Annotated in this window: 17 protein-coding genes and 1 pseudogene; 12 read left to right on the top strand and 6 right to left on the bottom strand. The window is 50.0% G+C overall.

Annotated elements, in window-relative coordinates:
- Window positions 1-105: 105 nt before the first annotated feature.
- On the bottom strand, window positions 106-945 hold the full coding sequence (locus tag J2T14_RS12650; RefSeq protein WP_307471266.1) for a LysM peptidoglycan-binding domain-containing protein: 840 nt from the start codon (window positions 943-945) through the stop codon (window positions 106-108).
- Between the two features lie 231 nt (window positions 946-1176).
- Between J2T14_RS12650 and J2T14_RS12655 the strand changes: the two genes are divergently transcribed.
- Complete coding sequence (locus J2T14_RS12655; RefSeq protein WP_307471268.1) at window positions 1177-4284, top strand: glycoside hydrolase family 2 TIM barrel-domain containing protein; 3108 nt, start codon at window positions 1177-1179, stop codon at window positions 4282-4284.
- A gap of 44 nt (window positions 4285-4328) precedes the next feature.
- Here J2T14_RS12655 and J2T14_RS12660 read toward each other — a convergent pair whose 3' ends face one another.
- Together J2T14_RS12660 and J2T14_RS12665 are read right to left on the bottom strand one after the other, a co-directional pair.
- Window positions 4329-5021 carry an AIM24 family protein gene (locus tag J2T14_RS12660; protein WP_307471270.1) on the bottom strand — a complete coding sequence of 231 codons (693 nt, stop codon included), beginning with the start codon at window positions 5019-5021 and terminating at the stop codon, window positions 4329-4331.
- Window positions 5018-5500 carry a hypothetical protein gene (locus tag J2T14_RS12665; protein WP_307471272.1) on the bottom strand — a complete coding sequence of 161 codons (483 nt, stop codon included), beginning with the start codon at window positions 5498-5500 and terminating at the stop codon, window positions 5018-5020. Before J2T14_RS12665 ends, J2T14_RS12660 begins: the two co-directional genes overlap by 4 nt.
- 182 nt (window positions 5501-5682) lie before the next feature.
- On the opposite strand from J2T14_RS12665, the gene J2T14_RS12670 reads away from it, so the two are divergent.
- Together J2T14_RS12670 and J2T14_RS12675 are read left to right on the top strand one after the other, a co-directional pair.
- Complete coding sequence (locus J2T14_RS12670; RefSeq protein WP_307471275.1) at window positions 5683-6258, top strand: GNAT family N-acetyltransferase; 576 nt, start codon at window positions 5683-5685, stop codon at window positions 6256-6258.
- A gap of 12 nt (window positions 6259-6270) precedes the next feature.
- Entirely contained in the window at window positions 6271-6810 is a 540-nt protein-coding gene (locus J2T14_RS12675) for a GNAT family N-acetyltransferase (protein WP_307471277.1), read from the top strand.
- Between the two features lie 60 nt (window positions 6811-6870).
- On the opposite strand, the gene J2T14_RS12680 is transcribed toward J2T14_RS12675, so the two are convergent.
- Both J2T14_RS12680 and J2T14_RS12685 read right to left on the bottom strand, forming a co-directional pair.
- Window positions 6871-7869, bottom strand: a complete 999-nt coding sequence (locus tag J2T14_RS12680; RefSeq protein WP_307471279.1) for an aldose 1-epimerase — start codon at window positions 7867-7869, stop codon at window positions 6871-6873.
- A gap of 128 nt (window positions 7870-7997) precedes the next feature.
- Window positions 7998-8360: a hypothetical protein gene (locus J2T14_RS12685; RefSeq protein WP_307202566.1), complete on the bottom strand. Its 363-nt coding sequence runs from the start codon at window positions 8358-8360 to the stop codon at window positions 7998-8000.
- Window positions 8361-8524: 164 nt separating this feature from the next.
- Between J2T14_RS12685 and J2T14_RS12690 the strand changes: the two genes are divergently transcribed.
- The 9 genes and pseudogenes from J2T14_RS12690 (at window position 8525) to J2T14_RS12725 (ending at window position 21743) form a co-directional block, all read left to right on the top strand.
- Entirely contained in the window at window positions 8525-9625 is a 1101-nt protein-coding gene (locus J2T14_RS12690; protein ID WP_307202564.1) for a lactonase family protein, read from the top strand.
- A 38-nt stretch (window positions 9626-9663) separates the two neighbouring features.
- Window positions 9664-10896, top strand: a complete 1233-nt coding sequence (locus tag J2T14_RS12695; protein ID WP_307202562.1) for an MFS transporter — start codon at window positions 9664-9666, stop codon at window positions 10894-10896.
- Between the two features lie 171 nt (window positions 10897-11067).
- On the top strand, window positions 11068-11838 hold the full coding sequence (locus tag J2T14_RS12700; protein ID WP_307471281.1) for a DUF2087 domain-containing protein: 771 nt from the start codon (window positions 11068-11070) through the stop codon (window positions 11836-11838).
- A 27-nt stretch (window positions 11839-11865) separates the two neighbouring features.
- Window positions 11866-12294: a GIY-YIG nuclease family protein gene (locus J2T14_RS12705; protein ID WP_307202559.1), complete on the top strand. Its 429-nt coding sequence runs from the start codon at window positions 11866-11868 to the stop codon at window positions 12292-12294.
- Window positions 12295-12336: 42 nt separating this feature from the next.
- Entirely contained in the window at window positions 12337-13587 is a 1251-nt protein-coding gene (locus J2T14_RS12710; protein ID WP_307202557.1) for an MFS transporter, read from the top strand.
- Between the two features lie 151 nt (window positions 13588-13738).
- A complete protein-coding gene (locus J2T14_RS12715) occupies window positions 13739-14713 on the top strand; it encodes an S-layer homology domain-containing protein (RefSeq protein ID WP_307471283.1) in 975 nt (324 codons plus the stop codon).
- 16 nt (window positions 14714-14729) lie between these two features.
- Window positions 14730-16001, top strand: coding sequence for an S-layer homology domain-containing protein (locus J2T14_RS12720; protein ID WP_307471285.1), 1272 nt, complete (start codon window positions 14730-14732; stop codon window positions 15999-16001).
- Window positions 16002-16319: 318 nt separating this feature from the next.
- Window positions 16320-16895: pseudogene (locus J2T14_RS30890) on the top strand (Athe_2463 domain-containing protein); the annotation flags it as partial.
- A 228-nt stretch (window positions 16896-17123) separates the two neighbouring features.
- Window positions 17124-21743: a hypothetical protein gene (locus J2T14_RS12725; protein ID WP_307471287.1), complete on the top strand. Its 4620-nt coding sequence runs from the start codon at window positions 17124-17126 to the stop codon at window positions 21741-21743.
- Between the two features lie 294 nt (window positions 21744-22037).
- On the opposite strand, the gene J2T14_RS12730 is transcribed toward J2T14_RS12725, so the two are convergent.
- A complete protein-coding gene (locus tag J2T14_RS12730; RefSeq protein ID WP_307471946.1) occupies window positions 22038-23156 on the bottom strand; it encodes an ROK family transcriptional regulator in 1119 nt (372 codons plus the stop codon).
- Window positions 23157-23166: the final 10 nt, after the last annotated feature.

Raw genomic sequence — 23166 nt, forward strand, 5'->3', positions numbered from 1 at the left:
GTGAACCTAGGTTCATGGCGAGTGGGGTTTGCCTCATTATTAGTTATGGGGACATTCTTTTAAGCTATCCTTACTGAGATTCACCTCACTAATGAGCGAGATGCCTCACAGCGACCACCACTTCAGGTAGAGGTAAGGATCGATAGGGGCATAAGTCGGTTTCAGCTTATAGATGCCGAAGTGCAGATGAGGCAGAAACTTTCCTTCCGTTCCTTCCGTGCCGTACCCCGTGCTGCCGACATAGCCGATCAGCTGCCCTGCCTTGACGGTGACGCCTTCCTTAATGCCGGCCGCATACTTGGATAGGTGCGCATAATAAAATTCAGTGTTGTCGTCGACGCGTACCGTCACGCGCCAGCCGCCGTATTCGTTCCAGGCCGCTTTGACGATCTTGCCGCCCAGCGCGCTGTATACGGGTGTGCCTTTGTCGGCGAAGATGTCGACGCCTTCGTGCGAACGCACTGCGGCGCCGCCCGGAGACCAAGTCCGCGAGTCCGCATAAGTATTGGTAAAGGGCGTATAGCTGCCTCCCTTGAGAGGGAAGACGCCCGTTAAGTAGCTGCCTGGCTTCTTTGGAATGCGGATGTCCAAGCCCATCCATATGTTATAAGGGTTGGCGATCTGAGGATTGGCGCGAATGAGCTTGATAAGCGGGACGTTATGGCGCTGGGCAATCTTCCACATCGTATCGTTCTGCTGCACCTTTACCAAAGTAATTTCAGGCGGGTTCGGTACTTGAAGCGTCTGACCGATCGTGAGCTCGTCGGTGTTAAGGCTGTTCAGCTTCTTCAATTGCTCCACGTTTACGCCGTTTTTCGTGGCGATCAGCCATAGCGAATCGTTCGGCTGAACGGTGTAGGAGGCGGCGGAGCCGATACCCGGCGCTGCGATTAAAATAGACAGAAGCGCGGCGCTGCAGGTTAACTGTTTCATTCTAGCGTTCATGCTGTCTCAACCTTTCTTAAGCGGATTGTTCTTCTATTCCATAGTAGTAGAGAAAGCGCTTTAAATTTAGCGGTAAATATTGGGCAGCCCCGGAGACGAAAGAATAGTTCACCGATTCAATTATGTTCAAATTTTTATAAGCAATATGAAAATTGTGCAAGGAATACTGGAATCCAATTGTTTTATAATGTGAATATAGTTCTACTAATTCAGAGTGAGGAGTCGAAATAAATGCGAAAAAAATTGGTTTATTCCCCTCCGGCAAACGGTTATCCCGAGTGGAATAACAATCCGGATATTTTTCAATTGAATCGAATGGACGCTCATGCGTCTTTAATGCCATTTGATACGATCGAGGAGGCGCTTGCGGGTGACCATGCGGTATCCGCTAACCGCTTCTTGCTGAACGGCAAGTGGAAGTTTTCTTTCGCCAAAAATGCAGATGCGCGTATCGCTAACTTCTACGAGGCCGATTACGACCATAGCGGCTGGGACGAGATTGCCGTTCCGGCACACTGGCAGCTGCAAGGCTACGATTACCCGCAATATACGAATGTGGTCTACCCGTGGCATGGCAATGAGGATGTAAAAGCGCCGTTCGCACCGACCGAATATAACCCTGTTGGCTCATATATGCGCTATTTCTCCGTGCCTAAGGACTGGCAAGGGAAGCCGGTCTTCATTAGCTTCCAAGGCGTGGAATCGGCGTTCTACGTATGGCTGAACGGCGAGCTCGTCGGCTTCAGCCAAGATACGTTCACGCCGTCGGAATTCGACCTGACTCCATATTTAATCGAGGGCGACAATAAGCTCGCGGTAGAAGTATACCGCTGGAGCGACGCGAGCTGGCTGGAAGATCAAGACTTCTGGCGTATGAGCGGCATCTTCCGCGATGTGTATTTGTACACGACGCCAGATGTCCATATTTATGACTTCTTCGTACGGACGCAGCTCGATGAGCACTATCGCGATGCGGAGCTTGTGGTGGATGCGAAGCTGCTTGATTATTATGCAGCGGATTCGGTTAACGTGACCGTTGAAGCCATGCTGTATGACGCAGCAAGGCAGCCTGCGCTGGCCGAGCCGCTAACGGTTAGCGTTGCTCGAATCGGCGAGCAGCTCAAAGAGATTCAGCTTGGAGCAAGCCTAAGCAATCCGCTGAAGTGGAGCGCCGAGCAGCCGAATCTATATACGCTCGTGCTTAGCTTGAAGAACGAGAGCGGCGAGCTGCTAGAAACCATTAGCTGCAAGGTGGGCTTCCGCAGCTTCGAGATCAAGGATGGCCTCATGCGCATTAACGGCAAACGGATCATGTTCAAGGGCGTCAATCGCCATGAGTTCAACTGCGATACCGGCCGTTCGATAACGGAAGCGGACATGCGCAAGGACATTGAACTTATGAAGCTGTATAACATTAATGCCGTCCGGACGTCCCATTATCCGAACGATACGCTCTGGTATAGGCTGTGCGACGAATACGGGCTGTACGTTATTGACGAGACGAATCTGGAGACGCACGGCTCGTGGCATTACGGGCAGCAGGAGCTGCTGGATACGGTGCCGGGAAGCCGCCCCGAATGGACGGAGGCCGTGCTGGACCGCTGCAATACGATGTTCCAGCGCGACAAGAACCATCCTTCTATCGTCATCTGGTCGCTCGGCAACGAATCGTTCGGCGGCGACAACTTTATCAAAATGCATGCTTTCTTGCGCCAGGCCGATCCTACGCGTATCGTCCATTACGAAGGTGTCTTCCATTATCGGCCGTCGGAGGCAGCTTCGGATATTGAGAGCCAGATGTATACTTCGCCTCAGGATGTGGAGCGTTATGCGCTGAGCAATCCGAAGAAGCCGTATATTTTATGCGAATACAGCCATGCGATGGGCAACTCTTGCGGCGGCTTGCACGTGTATTGGGATATGTTCGAGAAATATCCGGTGCTTCAGGGCGGCTTCATTTGGGATTGGATCGATCAATCGATCAGGATCGTGGAGGCAGACGGCACGGTGAAGATGCAATACGGCGGCGACTTCGGCGAATCGCCGCATGACGGCAACTTCTGCGGCAACGGCCTTATTTTCGCGGATCGGACGGTTTCGCCTAAACTCCAAGAAGTGAAGAAAGTGTATCAGAACGTGAAGTTTGAGGCCGTTGACCTGCATGCAGGCACGATCAAGGTGACGAACCGTCATCTGTTCAGCTCGCTCGACCAGTATGCGTTCGCATGGAGCGTAGCGGTCGATGGACGCACGGTGCAAGAGGGAACGGCGTCTGCGGCAGTTGCTCCCGAAACGGAGGAGACGCTCACGATTGGCTACCGATTGCCAGAGCTGGCTAACGCTTCCGAGCAGGCAGTGCTTACCGTTCAATTGTTGCTGAAGGAAAATACGATTTGGGCAACGGCAGGACATGAGATTGCGTTCGAGCAGTTCGTACTGCCGGCGAAGGCAGCTCCGAGCGTTGGTCAGGCAGCCGTGAAGCAGAACGTGACGGTATTGGAATCTGCTGATCGATTGACGATAGAGGGTGAGCGATTCAGCGCGAGCTTCGACAAGACGACGGGCAGCCTAAACGCTTATGCATGGGATGGCAAGGAACGCTTGCAGACGGCGTTAGCGCCGAACTTCTGGCGCGCCTACACCGATAACGACCGCGGCAATAAACATCATGAGCGCTGCGCCACTTGGCGTGAAGCGGGAGCAGAACGAACGCTTGCGGCGCTGGAGTGGGAATTATCGAGAAGCTCAGCAACAGTGCGCGCCAGCTATAGCTTACCGACGACAAGCGAGTCGTTATTAAGCATCGTCTACACGGTAGGCGGCGACGGTACGGTAGACGTGTACGAGGAGTTGAAGCCGGGCAAAGGATTGCCGGAAATTCCGGAGGTCGGCATGATGTTCACGATGCCTGGCGAGTTCGATCAAGTAAGCTGGTACGGCAACGGGCCGGACGAGACGTATTGGGACCGCCAGACGGGCGGCAAGCTCGGCCGTTACGCCGGCAAGGTGAAGGATCAGCTAGTTCCGTACATCCGTCCGCAGGAATGCGGAAACAAAACGGATGTACGCAGCGCTTCCGTAACGAATGCACGGGGCGAAGGCATTGAGCTGACCGGTCATCCGCATTTTGAACTGAACGTCCTGCCATATACGCCTTCCGAGCTTGAGTCACATGATCATTTCTATAAGCTGCCTGCAAGCCATAAAACCGTCGTGCGCGTCAATTATAAGCAAATGGGCGTCGGCGGGCATGACAGCTGGGGGCAGAAGCCGGAGAAGGAATATACGCTGTACGCCAATCGCATCTATTCGCATCGCTTCTCGTTCAGAGGCATTTAAACAATAAAGGCTTGCCGTTATCCCAAAGGGTGACGGCAAGCCTTTCATTTAATATATACGCCGCCGAACGGCAGCAGTTCGCGGAGAACGCGCTTCACGATACCGCCGCCGCTTTGCAACTGCTGTACAAGGTCGGCATCGTGAGAGCCCGTCTGCATGAGGACCGGACCGCTGCCGGTTATTTCCCATTGCACCTGCATATGCTGGCTGGCGAGCTGGTTGCCGTATACGGACAGCTTAATGGATGCCTGCTCGGGATAAGCGACGAGCGCCCCGGCTTCCACATAAAGCGGTCGATCTTTATGGAGCTGAATCGCCTTCACGTCTCCGGAGGTGATGACGCCAAGCGTGCCTGGTCCCGAGAACCGCATGCGGACGAATTCGCGCGTGATCCATGCGTTTTTCATCTTCTGAATTTTGGTCTTCATCTGCATGCCTTCCGAGAAAAAAATAATATGCCGCAGATCGAATAGCAGATCGCTGCCTTCATCGATCTCGACCGTCTCCAGCGAGCAGCCGGGAGGCAAGCCAAGCACGAATTCGGAAGGCCCGTTCAGCAGGGAACGAATCCACTTCTTCTTGCGGTACAGGCCGGCTAGATCCATGAACCGATCCTCGCGCAGATGAGGCAGTCCTTGATAAGCGATGATCGCTTTCGGATGCAGCACATGCAGCTTGTCCGCCGTATCGAGCGTTACGTGTACATGGCCGTATTGGGCGGGGACGGTAATGTTCATCCGCTAATTCCGCGTGCCGCCGCGTTTCTCTGCTTGCGCCATACGGCGAAGCGCCAGATGCGAACCGAGGCCAAGTAAAGCACAATAAGCGACACGATGACGACAGCCGTCGTAATGAGCTTGCCGATGAGCGATTGTCGCTGCTGCTTCATCTGCTCCATCTCGGCTTGAAGGCTGCTGTTCTGCGCGAGCAGCTCCTCGTTTTGCAGGCGATACTGTTCGTTCTGTTCGGTCAGCTCGGCTTGCTTCTGCGTTAACTGCTCGGTAACGATCAGAGACTGCTCCAGCTTCTGGGCTTGGTTCTCGAGCAAAGCCTGCGCATCGGAGTATTGCTGCTGCAGCTCATCGAGCTTCTCCGGCGTATTGTAAATGTCCTTAATACGGTCGAACATGCCGGCATGGGCGACAGGCTGCGGCAACGATAGGGTTAGTAGAGTTAGGACGATTAAAAGTGCGGACGTATAATAAAATCTTTTCATGAACAGGATCTCCTTTCGCTGAATTTCGACATGAGAGAACCACTGCTTCCATTTTACAGTCTTTTTCGACGGTAGTCACCTTTCATGCAAAGGCAATTCGAACATAGTTTGGGTAAAGGATAACACGCAGCGGCAGCGAAATGAATATGGTGAGATTTGGAAGGACGAGGGAGTGGGATGGTATGCAATTTACCCGCGTTGACGGAAACAGAGTTTCGTTAATACCGCTCGAGGCCGAACATGCGGAGGCGTTATTCGAATGTTCGCGATTTCCTGAAATATGGGAACATCTTCCTGTGAGAATACGGACGTTGGACGAGATGAGGAGCTTCGTGCAGGCAGCAATCGAAGAGAAGGAGCGGGGCGATCAGTTTCCTTATGCGATCTACGATAAGCAGCTCAGCCGACTGGTCGGCATGACCCGCTATTTGCGAATTTCGTGCGCGAACCGCAACTTGAATATCGGTTGGACATGGTATACGCCGGAGGTATGGAGAACGGCCGTGAACACGGAATGCAAATATTTGCTCCTGTCGCAAGCGTTCGAAGTTTGGGGAGCGGTTCGCGTAGAGCTGATAACGACAACGAGTCATAGCCGTTCGCAGCGGGCGATCGAGCGGCTGGGCGCTGCGCGGGAAGGCGTATTGCGCAAAAAATACTATGGGCTCGATTATGTGGTCTATAGCATCATCGACGAGGATTGGTATGGCGACGGCGGCGTAAAGGCGCGGCTAGAGGGGATGCTTGCCGGTGAATAGGGGGACATAGAATTGACGAGTATTGAGATTAGGAAGCCTAGCGCGGAGGAATATCCCCGGGTGCATGCTTTTCAGTGCGAGTACTTGGACAGGGAGAGCTTCGAAAGGTTTGGCGAAAGAATTGCAGCAGCGCCCGAATATTACATTGCGGCATTCGACGGGGAAGAGGTTATCGGCGTTTGTTACGGGCAGAGGACGGACAGGGCGGACGATACGATCATGCTGCAGGGCATTGCGGTTAATCTGGATACGTCGAAGCGATACGCTAGAACGGGGATCGGTTCAAGTCTGATCGCAAGCTTCGAACGTATCGTTCATGAGCAAGGATATCGGCGTATCGATCTCGGAGCTGCGGACGACCTCAAGGTGGAGCGGTTTTATTTGAAGAACGGCTATACGCCTTATGAATTGGTTGCCAAGGATGCAAGCTATGGGGAGATCGTACGCATTGCTGCCCAGGATTATACGAGCGGCAAGATTATGCAGGAGCAGTTACGTGATAAATACCAAGCGCACGAGGTTATTATTATTTTCCGCAAAAGTTTGGCATAAAAGAGCAGGCTGCTTGAGGCGTCACGGTGGACGCTGAAGCAGCCTGTTTGTTTACATGAACTACGATCTTACGTACAAGCGGCTCGTTTCTTCCCAGATGCCGCCCGGCTCAAGCGTTACAAGACCGATCTGATCGGCTGGCAGATTGACGTTCGGCGCATTGACCAAGTTAAGCTGCGGCTCAGGGCAGAAGAAGCCAGGCGTCGCTCCGTTGTTCCAGATCATCCATTGCTTGTAGGCGGTTCCCACGTCGTAGACGAGCGTAACGCCTTCGCGCGAATCCGTAAGCTCCATCGCGTTGCGGCCGTTCTGCGGCTCGCTCGTGTAATGGTTGTCCATGGACTCCCAGATTGGAGACAGGCCAGTCGTCTTCATCGCTTCCTCCTCGGCGGAGAGCGCTTGATAGCTGCCGGTCGGCAGCATGCGCTCGTTAAGCTCCCAGCGTTTGCCGGTCGTCAGCGTGAAGCGGCAGTCATCCACCGTGCTGTTCGGCGCGAATGGTGCATTGACTGCCGTATGGAAAGCAATCATGCAAGGCATAGCGTCCTCGCCTTCGTTATGGACAAGCACATGCTGATGCAAGCCAAGATCGCTAAGCGAGTAACGGAGCTTGATGGAGAATTTGTGCGGCAAATATGTATGAATCGGGTGGTTCTCGTCGATTGAAATGTTGAGCGCTACGAAGCTCTCCGTCTTCGTTACGCCGAAATCTTCCACTGACCATGCCGCCGTATGGAAGAAGCCGTGCAGATGGTTGCCCGTCTTCGCTTCGTTCACCGGGAATCGATACGTTCTGCCGTTCCAAGTGAAAGTGCCATCCTCATAGCGATTCGGAGGGAATAATACCGGAATGCCGTGAATGCCGGGATTCGCTTTGAAGCTTTCCATTTCGTCCGCTGCAGGCTCGCGCAGGAAGGTGTAGTTGTTCTTCGTATCGCGGAACGCGATGAGATTAGCGCCAACCTCCGGCAGAACGGCCGCTTCATAAGCGCCCCACTTCAGCCAGACGGCTGGCTCTTGATGAAATAATTGCTCGAATGCTTGTCCTTGAGTAGACATAAGTTCCTCCTAAAAATGTATAGAGTCGTGAAGCGAAACGGTCATATTCAACCTAAGAATAGCAGGACGCGGCACAACAAACAACCGCCTTATTCCGCATTTACGGAAATAAGGCGGTTTGTTATGGATCATGGCGTCTGGCGTAATTGGCTATCATCCGAACGCTGTCTGAACAGCTGCTGAATGACGTATTGTTTGCGGCGATTGACGGTAAGCTGCTTCGATTCGGAGCAGTCCGTTCCGAAGTAGATGGTGCCGCCTGAGATCGATTTGATTTTGCCGAGGTTAATGTAGCAGTTGGAGCTGATCGGATAGAAGCTGCTCTTGCCGATGAGTTGCGTGATGAGCTCGGCAGTCATTCTCTTCTTTATATTGTAGTTCCTGCCGTGGAAGCTGACGAGTCCTTGAATCCCGACCTTGAAGTACAGCACATCCGACTCCAAGTCAAAATCCTCATAAACATTCCTCTCGCTGAGTGCTAAATTCATCATTCCATCGTCCCCCTTCAGAAATGTGAACACCTGAATTGTTAGCGCTTACATTATAACACGGTTTGGATCGGTTTGGGAAGTATATTCTGAAAAGTCATTGTTCGAACGGTAACCATGTGCTATGTTCACTTTATTGGCAAGTTGACGAAAGGGATGTGAAATGGATGAGTAAGCTGCAAAATGAGCTGTATTCAGGAATTGCGTATATCGGATCGTACGGCGGCGCTGCCGAAACGACAGTGAGGGTCTGCCGGTTCAACGGGGCGGAAGGGAGCTTGCAAGTAACGGAAGCAATTGCGAATGCCGAGAATGCGTCGTACTTGGCGCTGCATCCGCAAGGAGGCAAGCTGTACGCCGTTAGCGAGACGGAATCGACTGACGGTGCGGTTGGCGGCGCTGTCATCGCCTATGGGATTGATCCGGTTACGGGCGGACTGCTTGGACAAACGAGCAAAGCGTTATCCCATGGAGCGCATCCTTGTTACATAAGCCTCGATGCAACGGGCAAATCGGTATTCGTTGCTAACTATACGGGAGGCAACGTCGCGTTGCTTCCGCTTAATGCAGAAGGAGAGCTGGCCGGAACCGCTTCAGTCGCGGATGACGAAGGAGAGCTTGGACCAAATGCGGCTAGGCAGGATGCGCCTCATGCGCATTCGATCGTGCCGATTCCCGGCACCGCATACGTCTGCGTTGCGGATCTGGGTATCGATGAGATCCTGGTATACCGTTATGACGGCAAGAACGGAACACTAACGAAGCATAGCAGCTGTGCCGTACATCGCGGCGCAGGACCGCGCCATCTGGTGTTCCATGCGGAGCTGCCGCTTGCTTATGTCATGAATGAGCTGGATTCCACGATTGCAACGCTGCAGGTGAATGCGGAGAAAGGGACGCTAAAGGAAATCAGGTCCGTCTCTGCGCTTCCGGAAGGTTTCGGCGCCTATAACGATGCGGCGGACATTCATCTTGCCCCATCGGGTCGTTTCTTATACAGTTCAAACCGCGGACATGACAGTATTGCGGTGTTTGCTGTCGATCAGAGCAGCGGCGAATTGACGCTCGTTCAGCATATCGGAAGCGGCGGGCAATCGCCGCGCAACTTTGCGTTATCGCCGGATGGCTCGTATTTGCTTGCGGCCAATCAGAAGAGCGGCAATATTGCGGCGTTCCGCGTTAACGAGGAGAGCGGGGAGCTGACTGCCCTCGGGACGGTGCTCGATGTGCCGAGTCCCGTATGCATTCGCTTCGGAATGTCGCTGTAATTCATAAGCACCTTTAGTGAAAGGCAGGTCCTATCATCATGTCAGGGCAGCAAACGCAAGCGGACACGAAGTCCGCTGCCGTTAGATCGGCAACCGTATATTCTATCTTATTCGCAATAAGCTCGGTTCACTTGCTGAACGATTCGATGCAGGCTGTTGTCTCGGCATTGTTTCCGATATTCGAAGATTCTTTGAACTTGAACTACAGTCAGATCGGTTGGATCGCCTTCACTCTTAATATGACGTCGTCCGTCATGCAGCCCGTTGTCGGCCTCGTCTCCGATAGAAAGCCGATGCCGTGGATGCTGCCGCTCGGCATGTTGTGCAGCATGGCGGGGATGGCGGGTCTAGCCTTCGCGCCTAACTTCTGGCTGCTGCTGCTGTCCGTCGTATTCGTCGGGCTGGGTTCTGCGGTATTCCATCCGGAAGGATCGCGTGTCGTGCATATGGGGGCGGGTAATCGCCGAGCCTTCGCGCAGTCGATCTATCAGGTAGGCGGCAACTTCGGCAGCACGCTAGCGCCGCTGATGACAATCTTCATCTTCGTCCCTCTGGGGCAACGGGGCGCAGCTTGGGGCATGCTGCTCGCTGCGGCGGCGATCGCCGTTTTATTCAAGGTTGTGCCGTGGTATTCCGCACAGCTTGCGGCGCATGCGGACCAATTGCCGAAGAAGAGAGGCGGCTCGGCGGCGGGCGGAACCGGATTTGCTCCGATCAGTCAGCGAACCGTAGCTTTCGCTCTGACGATACTGTTCGTTGTCGTATTCGCTCGCTCATGGTACGCGGCGGGCATCGGTACTTTTTATCAGTTTTATGCGGAAGAGCAGTACGGTCTATCGACGAAAGGCGCTCAAGTGCCGTTATTTCTGTTCATGGCTGCCGGGGTTATAGGTACTTTCTTTGGCGGAATGGTTGCGGATCGGATCGGCCGGAAGAAGATGATGCTGATCTCCTTGCTCGGCGCAGCTCCGATCGCGCTCATCCTGCCGCATTTGCCGCTGGGCTGGGTGTATCCGGTAATTGCGGTGCTTGGTCTTGTGCTGCAATCCGGCTTCTCGGTCAGCGTTGTGTACGCCCAGGATTTAATGCCGAATAAAGTAGGCACAGCCTCTGGACTAATAACGGGTCTCGCCTTCGGCATGGGAGCGCTTGGCTCGGTCGTGCTTGGACATTTTGCAGTTGTATACTCTCTCGAGGAAGTTATTGTGGCTAGCAGTGCGCTTCTCGTACTCGGCCTGCTTGCGCTTCTGCTTCCGAAGGATCGCAAATAAAAGAGGAATAGTAGAGGACTGTCTTTGGCCGGCATGCTGGCCGAGGATGGTCCTTTCTCATGCGCGGATTTCAGCCAAAACTAGACAAAATGAATTTTTGTCTTGATTTAAACCAAACGAATTAATATAATGTCTATAAATAAACTAAACGTATAAATGAGGTGTTTGGTAATGGAGCTTAATGAACGATTCTGGTCGGCATCGTTAAACGATATGAAACAAGGTTACGTATTCGATGAGACCGGGGCAACCTATATATGCCTTGTTTGCGGCGAAAGCTTCGAGGATGGCGAAGTGTTCGCCGTGCCTCATTCGGGGCGATGGTACGAGGCGCGCAAGTTCGCCGCTCAACACGTTCAGGCGATGCACGGTTCGATGCTGACTTATTTGCTGGGGTTAGACAAGAAGGCGACCGGTCTGACGGATTTGCAGAAGGAGCTGGTGCGTGATTTTGCCGAAGGCTTGTCTGATAATGAAATCGTGAAGAAGACGGGGGCAGGCAGCGCATCGACGATCCGCAATCATCGCTTCGTGCTGAAGGAGAAGGCGAAGCAAGCGAAGCTGCTGCTCGCGATCATGGAACTGATGGATAGCGGCGCGGTGGATGCGCCCAGGTTCGTTCCGATTCATCGGACGGCGACTCAAGTCGATGAGCGATACGCGGTAACCGAAACGGAGAATGCAAGTCTGATGAAGCAATATTTTCCGAATGGACCAGCCGGTCCGCTCGCATCCTTCCCGCGCAAGGAAAAGCGAAAAATCGTTATTTTGCGGCATATTGCCTCGTTCTTCAAGAGCGGTGTAAAGTACAAGGAGAAGGAAGTCAATGAGCAGCTTCGCGTGTTTTGGGAGGATGATTATGTGACGCTGCGTCGTTATCTGATTGAATACGGTTTTCTGGACCGCGAAGACGATTGCAGTGAATATTGGGTGAAGGAATAGGAAGAACGTGGAAGGAGAATGAAGAGCATGGATCGAAATAAAGAGAAGCGCAAGCAGCTGGTGTCAGAGTACCAGGAGCGGGAGCGCACGATGGGCATATACCAAATCAAAAACGAGGCCAATGGTCGACTGTTTATCGGCGGCTCGACGAATTTGGAAGGACTGTGGAACAAAGAAAAATTTATTCTCGAACTCGGATCGCATATGAATAAGGAATTGCAGCGCGAATGGAAGCAGTTTGGCGCCGACCGATTCACATATCTCGTTCTCGAGACCGTTAAATTCGATCATGAGGTCCGTTATGATTATAAAGACGTTTTCTTGGCCGAAGGAATGGAGGCTGGCGATGTCGTTCGCAAGTACAAACGCGAGGTTGACCGGTTAAAGGAGCGGTGGATGGAAGAGCTTCAGCCCTACGGAGAAAGAGGATATCATAAGAATTCTGAGGGTAGGTAGTCAGCCGAGCAATAAAAGGAATAAGGGAGAGTGTTAATCAAGATGTCTGCAAATGCTGCCGCGGCGCCCGCAGGAGGGCTGCTGCGCAATAAGTTTTACCAAACGATTATATTATCCAACGTGCTGCTTCAAATTGGTATTTGGGTACGGAATTTCGCGATTTTGTTTTACGTGACGGACCAAACGAATAACGATCCGTCTGCGGTCGGATTAATAGGCTTCGTCGAGTTTTTGCCGATATTCGTCTTTTCGTTTATCGGGGGGACGTTCGCGGATAAATGGAAGCCGCGGCTAACGATGATATGGTGCGACTTTCTGTCCGCGTTATCGGTATTCGTCGTGCTCATTACGCTGTTGTACGGCACTTGGCATATGGTTTATTTTGCTACGTTCGTATCGGCTATTTTATCTCAATTCTCGCAACCTTCGGCGATGAAGCTGTTCAAGCAGCATATCGCACCCGAGCAGTTGCAGCAGGCGATGGCGATGTTCCAGACGCTGGTTGCTATATTCATGGTGCTGGGTCCATCGCTCGGCGTCATTACGTACCAAAACTTCGGCATCGAGGTTTCGATTGGCGTTATGGGCGTTGCCTTTCTATTGTCGGCTCTTGTTCTATACCGCATTCCGCGGGATCAAGAGATCGTCAAATCGGAGTCTGAGGCAAGCAGTAAGATATGGAGCGATATGAAGGCAGGTATGAAGTACGTGTGGAGAAGTCCGGTACTGAAGTCGCTCGGAGGCACGTTCGCACTGGCTGGTATTGCAGTCGGCATCGCCCAGACGTTAGGATTGTACGTCGTCATCGAACGGTTAGGCCAGACGAAGGATTTCCTTCAGTTTATGCTTATGATCAACGGAATCGCAATGCTCATCGGCGGTGGCGCCGTTATGGTTTTAGCGAAAAAGATATCACCGCAGAAGCTGTTGGCGATCGGCATATTACTTAGCTCCCTGTGCATGATCGGGATGGGAATATCGACAAGCGTGCCGCTCACGCTCGGGCTCCAATTCATGAACGGGCTTGGATTCCCTTGCATACAGATCGGCATCAGCACGATGATTTTGCAATGGTCCGAGGAGTCTTACGTTGGCCGGGTTAACGGGGTTCTTAGCCCGATGTTCATGGGAACGATGGTCCTGATGACACTCGTAGCCGGCGAGTTGAAGGAGGTTTTCCCGCTCGTTGGCATCTATTCCGTCGCCGGTACTCTAATGTTCCTTGGCATGCTGCTGCTCGTTCCTTTGTTTAAACATAAGCCGCTGCAAGTATTGACAGACAATTCCAAGTGAAGTAATATCGGATTAGATAAAGTTTGAACGAAGAATAGCGAAGCACGCTTATTCCCTCGGCCCGAGGGAAAGGCGTGCTTTTTTGTATTTTGTGTCGATTAAGCGATTATTTTCAGGTTTGGTGCGCGAGCAAAGGAAGGAGTTAGTTGGCATGAGGCAGAAATGGTATAAAGTTCCTCTGATGAAGATCGCGATAGTTCTCATTGCTGCAGGGATGCTGATCAATGTGGGCGGAGGCCTTGCATCTGCAGCAGAGAAAGTCGTCATTACAAAAACATATGAGTTGCTTGAAGAGGCTGCTTATATTTCTTATGAGCTCGAGGGTTATGACGGGAGCTTCGGATCGTCTATGAGAATGCCTGATGGCAGAGTCGTGAGCAGTGCCATAAGCACGAAGAAGACGGATTCCGCAGGCGTTGCGTATTGGACAAACGCCTATTCCGTTAAATCTGCACCGAAGGGGAAGTATGTTTTCACTATTCATGCGCCAAAGCAATCTTATTATAATTTGAAAATCGATCTGCCGCTTTTCTCGGATGTTTCGGTCCATTGGGCCCGGGCGGCGATTGAAGCTTTCGTTGAGAGAGGGATTTTATCGGGGTATGGAAACGGGAGGTTTGGACCGAACGATGCCGTGACGGGCGAGGCGTTTGTTAAAATGGCCGTTTTGTCCTTGACAGAAGAACTGCCGAACGGCAACCGGCAATGGCAGATATCCTTTCGTTGGCGAGTTACCGATGAAGAAGTTAGCAAGGAGCTGAGCTTTCTGGAGTACAGCTTTGGCGCTGGAGATGGAGCGGTCCATTGGTCACAGCCTTACATAAAGGCAGCGAATGATCTTGGCGTGATCTCGAACTGGACGGAAAAGGACTTTGCATTGCCGTTCAAGCGGAAAGATGTAGCGCTGCTCGCGGCGAACATTATGCGAATGGTCAAGGCGGAGGACAAGCCTTCAAGCTTCACTGATGTGAAGCGGCTCTCGGTTGAATATCAGAATGCGATTGGACTTGTCAGCAACTACAGTATTTTTAATGGCTATCCCGATGGAACATTTAAGCCTGACAATCCGGTAACAAGGGCAGAGGCGGTCGCTATCTTAACGAGACTGACCGAATTTTTGAAGTAAACGAGGGGGAATTGGTGTGTTTAGAAAAATGGTCAATCTGGCAATCGCATTGGCCCTAATCGTTGGAGTTAGTTTTGTTGGTGCTGACTCTACACCTAAGGTAAAAGCTGCCGAAGCCAAACTTCCGTTTTCGGATATTGAGAAGCATTGGGCGAAGGATGAGATTATTAAAGCGTATAATAGCGGGCTAATCAATGGGTTTCCGGACGGGACGTTCCGGCCTAATGATGTGGTTAATGCCGACCAATTTGTCGTCATGATGCTTAAGGCGTTTTCGACGACTACCAACGGCAAAACGGAATTTGATATGGATTGGATATTAGAGTTAGGAGACATCCGACCTGATATTGCAATGCAGCTTGGTTCACTTGTGAGAAAAGGTTTTGATTTTAAGCCAGCTAAAACTGGCTATTGGGCAAAACCTTTTATTGATCTGCTTTACGAAATAAGTTTTTTATCAACTTCTGATGAAGTTTTTCCTGAAAATTACGCTGTCTATAAGAAGCAAATTAAGCGAGAACAAGCTTCGTATCTTCTTGGTTTGTGGTATAAGAAATACGAAAACGTTCCTGATCCATACTACGCAGAGCTTATAACTACAAACAGCGGACTAAAAGACTTCAATAATTTCACGAATACTTCGGTCAAAAACTATCGCGCTCATGTGTTGCTAGCTGGAATCATGGCTGGTTATCCTGAGGGTAACTTTTATCCTCAACGATACGTAACCCGCGCAGAAGCGCTTACTATGGTACAACGATTACGCGACAAAACGCTTCGTACGCCATATAAACCTAATCTAACTGGACAATATTACGTCGAAGTAAATGGAAACATCTATCTGATGAGCGACGAGTTCAAATACGACATGTATAACAGCATGGCTGCTCTTGCTGAAAAGCACGTTACGAAAGGTTATGTAGGTCAAGATGGTCCAGGTTTCGGGGTATACGAGAGTAAAGAAACTGCGGACAAAAATGATTTTCTTGTTCGTATGGGTGAATTCGACAAAGTAACTCCAATGGATTTATCTGTTGGTGTCGCTATGGGTACATCGAGAAGAATGGGGATAGCTTATCCAGCTAACAAAAAAATGCCATACGCAGCTACCTATTTTGATGCACTGTTGGATTTGTTTGCTGGCAATGGCAAAGGGGTAGAATTGAAAACCAAAGTAGTGGCATTAGAAAAGACACTAGGTTCTAAACCTGTTGATTTTACGTTCAATAATAGAAAGTTCGAACTGTTTTCAGAAAAAGATATTTTCACACTGACATTGAAATACTAATTTTTGTGAGAAGGTGTACTTTTGAAGAAACGAAAGGGGTTAGTCCCATACATATTAATTCTGTGCTTAATAGCATCATACAGCACACTAATTATCGATCCGGATCGCGTTGCAGCTGCTGTTTCTACTCCAACACCTGACTATATAAATGGTCAAAAAAATACGTGCAAATACAATCCGGATGTTGATGGACCAATTCCACCCGAAATTAAACCATGCAATGATAAAAATTATAAGTTTAATTCAAAATTTTATCATCAGCAGTGGGGCGTATATAGTGCATCGAGTGGAACTACTCCTGTAAGTAGTAGTGGACAAATGAGATTTATTGTATATGGGACTCCAGAGACTGTCCACAAAAATGTACAGAACTTTACAAAAGGCTGGCAGCCTGGGGATTACAGTACGGTAAGAAAAAATGAAGGACATTTCTATGGTGAAGATGGAGTTACGGGGAATATGACTTGGGGGGAATATCGTTTCTTAGGATACACTCAAGACGGCTCACTCTACTCCAACAACTGGCTCGTACGAGACGATTCAACTAGCACGAAACTAGTAGATAAACATTGGATCTATCAGCCGTGGGATAGCTTGCCGTCAAGCTATATCTATAAACCTGTTAGCCCTGGATATGTCTATAGGAATCAGCTTGGTTTTTATGAGAATGTTATGCTTGAAAAATTTGAAAAAGTATTAGAAAACATTGACCGTTCACTCGATTTTAATATCTATAAAGGAGTGTCGTACTCAAATCGATACGAAGTGTTGTCGAGAAGTGATAATTACAATGACCTTCGTAACTATTTTGCTATCGAACAAAGCCCTACGACAAGAGAAGCAGGAGTCGGCAGGATGTTCCATTTTAGTTGGGATACAGACTCCATCTGGTATCAGTCATTTCCAATGGAGAAACTTGATCCAGGAGAAAAATTACCATCAAGAGCAGCATGTAAAGTTGAATCTGTAAACGGCGAGCCTATTCCACTTGGGAAAGAACGGACCGTAAATGTGCAGGTGAAAATCACCGGTTCTCTCGATGACACAACGAAAATCGGAGACTTGCAATACGAAACGATGTTTTATACACGAAAAGACATAGCGTTTTGGCATTTATCCGTTATGGATCAGAATAATCAAGAGCTTAAGCTTGCTTCTTCCAGCAAGAATAGTGGAGTCGTTACGAAGGATAACACGGCCAGCGGCATCATTACGTTGACCATCGATACGGATAAACTAGACAAGTCTAATCCGGATGAGTGGGTTTATGGTACAAATAACTCTAACGATATCAACGCCACAACAACGGTATATTACAACAATCACACGCAAACGAATCCATCCAAAATGGATGGAGGCTGTCACTTTAATTTGAAGTTCAAACCGACAAACGGGCCGATGTCTTCAGATTTTAGTGTTGCGGAACAAATATCCTTCATAAAGAAATCGACCTTTTTAGAAAAGGCTATTATGTATCAAGATTCATCCTATGGCAAAGACGTGGATTACTACACATTCGAGATTACGAATACAGAGGACGGCACGAAGGCGACAAAAACATTCAATCCTGCGATTCCAGAAGTAAAAGCACCGAGTGCAGGTTACTTGGATCAAGCAGCAGTAACTAAGTTTTTGTACGACTTCATTGCATCAAAATTTCCAAATGAATCTGTAAATGAAGTGATCGGAAAGTCATTTACAGTCAAGCAAACGATCATAGACAAAGATCAAACAAGCAATAACAGCTCCGTTGCAACAAAGAATATAGGAGTTGTTCAAACATCGATTCCACCATCGATCATAGCGGGTTGTGACTCTATAAAACCAGGGACGGATACGGACCCAGCACCGCCACAGTATATTATGCCGGATGTCGAGTTTGCCTTTGATTGGTACGATGTTGTACCGATGCCGGTCCAGGAGAGATCGCCTGCATACATCCCGCATAAACCATGCGACGAGCCTGTGGATTTCGAAAGCTTTACTAAGCGGGTGTCGGTAGACGGTACGGAGATCGATGCAGATTCGTTCTTCAAGGGAGAGTATATATTCGGAGAGGAACAGATTGGGCTTGTAAATGTACTCGTTACGTATACCGCGCCGGACGGCACGGAATCGATCTTTAGCCGGCATGTAGTGGTGCACGAGACGAAGCCTCGAGTGGCCATCGCATTAGATGGATTGTATAAAGAGAACAGAACGATTCACGCCTATGACCGCTCGAAGGAAAGCAATGATCAATGGACAGAGAAGCAAGCGCCGCTCACGATCACGTCTTTCAGCTTTGTGAATGCCGCAGATCCAAATCTTAAGTGTCGGACCGGTTATTGCGAAAAGAATTTAAGCGAGAAAATGTATATGTACAAATCGACCGGCAATTACCAGCTCAGCATCGCGGCCAAACGAGTAATTGTCCATAACGGCAAATCGTATACTCGGTATAGCGATCCGTATCTTGTCGACTACGAAATTCTCGAAGATCACAAGCCTGTTATAATCGCACATGCCTATGGCGATCAAATTAGCCGTTTAGAGCAGCTGCAGCTCAACTACCAAGTCGAGAGTACAGATGGCGATTATATTGCAGAGAAGAAGCTGCAGGTGTTCTTCGACTCCAAAAACCAAGGCGTATTTGATACGAAGGTATTTGAGAGTACAGGAGACGTTACAGAGCTTCCGAAGCTGAACAAGCTGGGACAATATCAAATTGTCGTTGAAGCAAAAGAGGGTACGAACGAAGAGCGGTTGATGGAATTCATTACAGCAACCGATGATAAGTCCAATACGTCGAAAACGCACTTCTTCATCGATAACTACGCGCCGGCTTCCGACTTATATATCGATGTGCCGACCGAGAAGCCCGATATGGACGTTTTCTTCCTGCTCGATAAGAATCTGACGCAAGCATCGACGGATTACGTTAAAAACCAAAAGGTAACGCTCACCAACACTTTTACACAAAGCAATATGATGAGCAATATCGGAATCTGGGACATGAAGACATATACGTATGATCAATCGGCGAGCACGACAAGAGGGACAGGTGGCAGCTATCCGCCATCAACAATCCAGCATACAACCACTGGAGGCTATAGCGGTACACTGTCTCGAACTAGCGTATCCAATGCGCCGTATAGCGTGGATGAGGGGAAGTATGTATCCGTAACAGACTCAAAAACGGCTACCGATTCTTGTACAAATGATGTTATTACCTATTATGACGAAAACGGAAATTATTCAAGCCAAACATCCAGGTCAACATGTCCTGGGAGTAAGTCATACAGTGATGGAAAGTATTCAGGAACATTGAGCAGGACGGGACAGTCTGCTGGCGGTTCTTGTCCATCCAGCGGCGGTACGCCAAACGGATCGTGCACTAATACTTGGACAGCGAATTATTCGGGTACGGTTTATTGGACGCGAGACGTGTGGGAGCCCAAAATGGTCCAAAAGGATAGCTATACAGGCTTTTACTCAGGTACGGTTTACAAGGATATTCGGCAGCCGTATGACGCTTCGTTTATGAGGGCTGTGCCGTCAAAATATGTGATCTATATTTCAGATGGTAAAGTCTCCGAGCTATCGGATCTGCAACACCTCATGAGTAAGCAAAATGCCAAGCTAATCCTGGTTGGCAGCAATGACATGGCAGCTCAAATCCCGCATGAAAAGCACATTCTGAATGATAAAACGATTGACCAAATCATTGCGGATGTTATTGCGTATATTGCGGAGAGCAATCCGCAAATACCGAAAGTGTTGAAGCTTCTTGGAGAACAGATCGAAACCGTAACGGCTTCCTTCGACTACGAAGGGGATCCATTGCCGGCATCTACGGACTTCTTGCAGATCACGCAGGATGCGAACCATTACGATAATTCGATGGGCTTTGATACCTTTGCCGGGCAATCGCTAATATCGACGAAGCTGGGAAGCAACTGGAAGCAATATCAATCGGTCGTAACCTTTAATAAACCAGGGAAATACACGTTCTATCGTAAAATAAAGGATCAGCCAACAACTGACCCGAACTTCCCAGGATATGATTACTTCTCTAATGAAAGTGCCATTGAGGTTTTTGTACATCGTAAGCCGATAGCGGAAGTTACGCTGGATTTCGATTACCTCGCAACTTCAAATACGTACCGAACAACGTGGGTGGATATGAGCTATGACCTCGACCACAATATTACCCGAGCTGCTACGGATCGCGGTATACAAGACCGTACGATAAAGTTTACGAGCCGGACGACAGGAGAAGTGTTCACTAGAATTCCTGACGAGCTGCCGCCAGGTACGTACGTCCTGGATTATGTTGCTCAAGATATAGAGGGCGTGTGGAGCGATCCTATTCAAAGAACATTCGTATTGCCAAGCACCGTTCCCGTTCAGTTCAAAAGCAAACTGACTACCTCCTATAGCGGCTTCTCGTTAACGAGCATTCCTGCAAGCGAAGGACTTGTTGCTCATGAGCTCTGGACGAGGTATCCATACTCGATATCGCTTGCCTTCTCGATGGGAACGCAAATCGCGCGTAACGTTGCCTATTACACAGGTACAAAGTCTGGCAACGATATTAGCTGGGCAAATGAAAGCTTTACGATACCCGCGACGACGCCGGACGGAAACTATTCATTCGTTATTCGCGCCAACGGCTCGGTTGCAGGCTCAACGGCAGCTCATACGTACGACGTCCGCGTTGTGACGCCAATAAATTTAGCTGCTCGAATAGATGCTGTAACGGGTGAACCTCCTGCGAACGATGTAACTACGCTTGTCGTCAAGGATACGTACCAACTGGTAGCTGCAACAACGAAGTATCCGACAACGACTACCGTCACAGCTTTCAAAGGCACTTCTTATCAGAAAAGCGTAACACTTACGCCTACAACTGCCAGCACGGTAGGATATGGGCAAAAGAACTGGGCGGGAAGTCTGAAAGTCGGCACGATGCCAAGCGGTACGTATACGTTCGAATGGCGCTCCACAACGCCGAACGGTAATGTGGAGACGGTCGTCAAGACGGTTCAGGTCGTCAATAACCGACCGCCGACTGCTGATTTCGATTGGTCGCCGAAGCCTCTATACGAAGGGGATACGGTGCAATTCAGGTCAATCGTCAGCGATGCTGACAACGATTCATTAGCCGTCTCGTATGAGTTGGTGAGCCCCAGAGGAACGAAGACCAACTACAGTTACACGTTAACTTCGCCATATTCTAGCACGGCACCAACACTCCGAATGGTTGATATGGGCGTTTGGACGATGAAAATGACGGTAAGCGACGGCAAAGCACCGACGGTTACGGTTGCGAAGTCTATAAACGTGCTTCCTCTTTCAGTAAATGGACTAGTGAAGCATACGGATCTATGGGACGAGCATCGCCGCGTATTTAATGAGAAGAAAAGCGGCAATCCGGAATCGCCTCGTGGGTACGGCGTATTCTGGGCGGGCGAGAAGTTCATGCTGGAGTCCTCAACAACCCTAACAGGAACGGCTACAAAGGCTGATCGTGTAGAAGTGAAAATGGGCAAATATACGGTAGCATTGTCCAAAATGGACGGAAGCGGGACAAGTTGGGGCGGCGAGCTATGGGATGACGCATTGGCAGAGCTTGCCGATGGACCGCTGACTTTCACATTTACCGCTTATTACAATAACGGCACAACCAAAAGAGTAACGGTTACCATCTTCATCGAAGGAGAGACGCTTGAAATTGTAGGCGTGCATCGCGTCCAGTAAGACTATCGGTAATAAAGAGGACCTCAAACCCAACGGAACAGTGGGGGTTGAGGTCCTTTCGTAATTGGAGACTCTATGTGCGTAACGAGCTATGTTGGATATTAGCACAAACTTTTTCTAATGGGACTAATGATGAAGGTCTATATTGGATATCTGCAATAACTCTACATAGAAATGGATATTTATCTATTGGAAAGCTAGTGCCAATATTCAATATAGCATGTGTCACCGAGGGAATATGCAAAAAGTTGTTGCAAAAATCCAATATAGCCCAAACTCAACGCATTTCAGCTTCTAGCTCTTGATTTTGGTGAAAAACTTGCTGATCGCATAATAAGCTGCCCCGCGCACAGCCGATTGGTCCTGCAGCTCGGCGAACAAAATAAGCAGCCGCTCGCGGTGGTAAGATAGCGTTCTGCGATCTACGGCAGCCTGTACGGACTGCTCCAGCCACGCCTTCGCCCGGCTCATCCGATTGCCGATAATGACAACGTCCGGGTTGAAGACATTGACGATATTCGCAATGCCTGCCCCTAAGTAATCCCCAATCGAGCTAATGAGCTCACGTACTTGCTCGTTCCCGTCCTCAGCGGAAGCAAGCAAATCCTCCAGGCTGTCGAAGCCAAGTGAAGCTGCTCTCTCCAGCAACGCATTCTCCGAGGCATACAGCTCCCAGCAACCTTGATTGCCGCAGCTGCAAGGCTTGCCGTTGTATTCGATCGACAGATGGCCAAGCTCTCCCGAGAAACCCGAAGCCCCTTTGTAAAGCTCCTTGTTCAGGATGATGCCCGTACCGATACCGATGCCCACGCTCACATAGATTTGATTGCGGATGCCGCGGCCCGCGCCGTATTTCTGTTCGCCCTGCGCGCCGGCATTCGCTTCATTGTCTATCGTGACGGGCAGTCCGAAGCGCTCCTCGAGAAGCCGTTGCAGCTCGACTTGACGCCACTTCAAGTTCGGCGCGAATAGAATGCTGCCGTGATCGTCGACAATGCCCGGCACGCCTACGCCGATTCCAACGATTCCGTAGGCGCTCTCCGGTGCTTCCTGCATAAGCTCCTCGATGCAGCCGGCAAGCTGTTCCATTGTAAAGTCCGGATCATGGCGCTTCAAGCGCCGCTGCGTCTCGGAGACGACATTGCCTTCCAAGTCCGAGAGAAGTCCTCTTATATAATTGACGCCGAGGTCAATACCGACCGCATAACCAGCCGTTCCGTTGAATAGCAGCATGACGGGCTTGCGGCCGCCGCTAGATTCACCCGGCCCGTTCTCCAGCACTAGATTGCTGTCGATCAAGTCTTGGACGAGACTGGACACGGTTGCTTTGTTCAGTCCGGTCAACTCGGATATTTGAGCCCGGGATAGCGGAGCGTGCTTAATGACCGCTTCGAGCACGATCGATGTATTCATTTTTTTGATT

Source organism: Paenibacillus harenae (assembly GCF_030812415.1).
Taxonomy (GTDB): Bacteria; Bacillota; Bacilli; order Paenibacillales; family Paenibacillaceae; genus Pristimantibacillus; species Pristimantibacillus harenae_A.

Bases quoted from the DNA above. Each gene is read 5' to 3' on its own strand.
- J2T14_RS12650 (WP_307471266.1), bottom strand. From the start codon at position 945: ATGAACGCTAGAATGAAACAGTTAACCTGCAGCGCCGCGCTTCTGTCT.
- J2T14_RS12655 (WP_307471268.1), top strand. From the start codon at position 1,177: ATGCGAAAAAAATTGGTTTATTCCCCTCCGGCAAACGGTTATCCCGAG.
- J2T14_RS12660 (WP_307471270.1), bottom strand. From the start codon at position 5,021: ATGAACATTACCGTCCCCGCCCAATACGGCCATGTACACGTAACGCTC.
- J2T14_RS12665 (WP_307471272.1), bottom strand. From the start codon at position 5,500: ATGAAAAGATTTTATTATACGTCCGCACTTTTAATCGTCCTAACTCTA.
- J2T14_RS12670 (WP_307471275.1), top strand. From the start codon at position 5,683: ATGCAATTTACCCGCGTTGACGGAAACAGAGTTTCGTTAATACCGCTC.
- J2T14_RS12680 (WP_307471279.1), bottom strand. From the start codon at position 7,869: ATGTCTACTCAAGGACAAGCATTCGAGCAATTATTTCATCAAGAGCCA.
- J2T14_RS12685 (WP_307202566.1), bottom strand. From the start codon at position 8,360: ATGATGAATTTAGCACTCAGCGAGAGGAATGTTTATGAGGATTTTGAC.
- J2T14_RS12690 (WP_307202564.1), top strand. From the start codon at position 8,525: ATGAGTAAGCTGCAAAATGAGCTGTATTCAGGAATTGCGTATATCGGA.
- J2T14_RS12695 (WP_307202562.1), top strand. From the start codon at position 9,664: ATGTCAGGGCAGCAAACGCAAGCGGACACGAAGTCCGCTGCCGTTAGA.
- J2T14_RS12700 (WP_307471281.1), top strand. From the start codon at position 11,068: ATGGAGCTTAATGAACGATTCTGGTCGGCATCGTTAAACGATATGAAA.
- J2T14_RS12705 (WP_307202559.1), top strand. From the start codon at position 11,866: ATGGATCGAAATAAAGAGAAGCGCAAGCAGCTGGTGTCAGAGTACCAG.
- J2T14_RS12710 (WP_307202557.1), top strand. From the start codon at position 12,337: ATGTCTGCAAATGCTGCCGCGGCGCCCGCAGGAGGGCTGCTGCGCAAT.
- J2T14_RS12715 (WP_307471283.1), top strand. From the start codon at position 13,739: ATGAGGCAGAAATGGTATAAAGTTCCTCTGATGAAGATCGCGATAGTT.
- J2T14_RS12725 (WP_307471287.1), top strand. From the start codon at position 17,124: ATGGATCAGAATAATCAAGAGCTTAAGCTTGCTTCTTCCAGCAAGAAT.
- J2T14_RS12730 (WP_307471946.1), bottom strand. From the start codon at position 23,156: ATGAATACATCGATCGTGCTCGAAGCGGTCATTAAGCACGCTCCGCTA.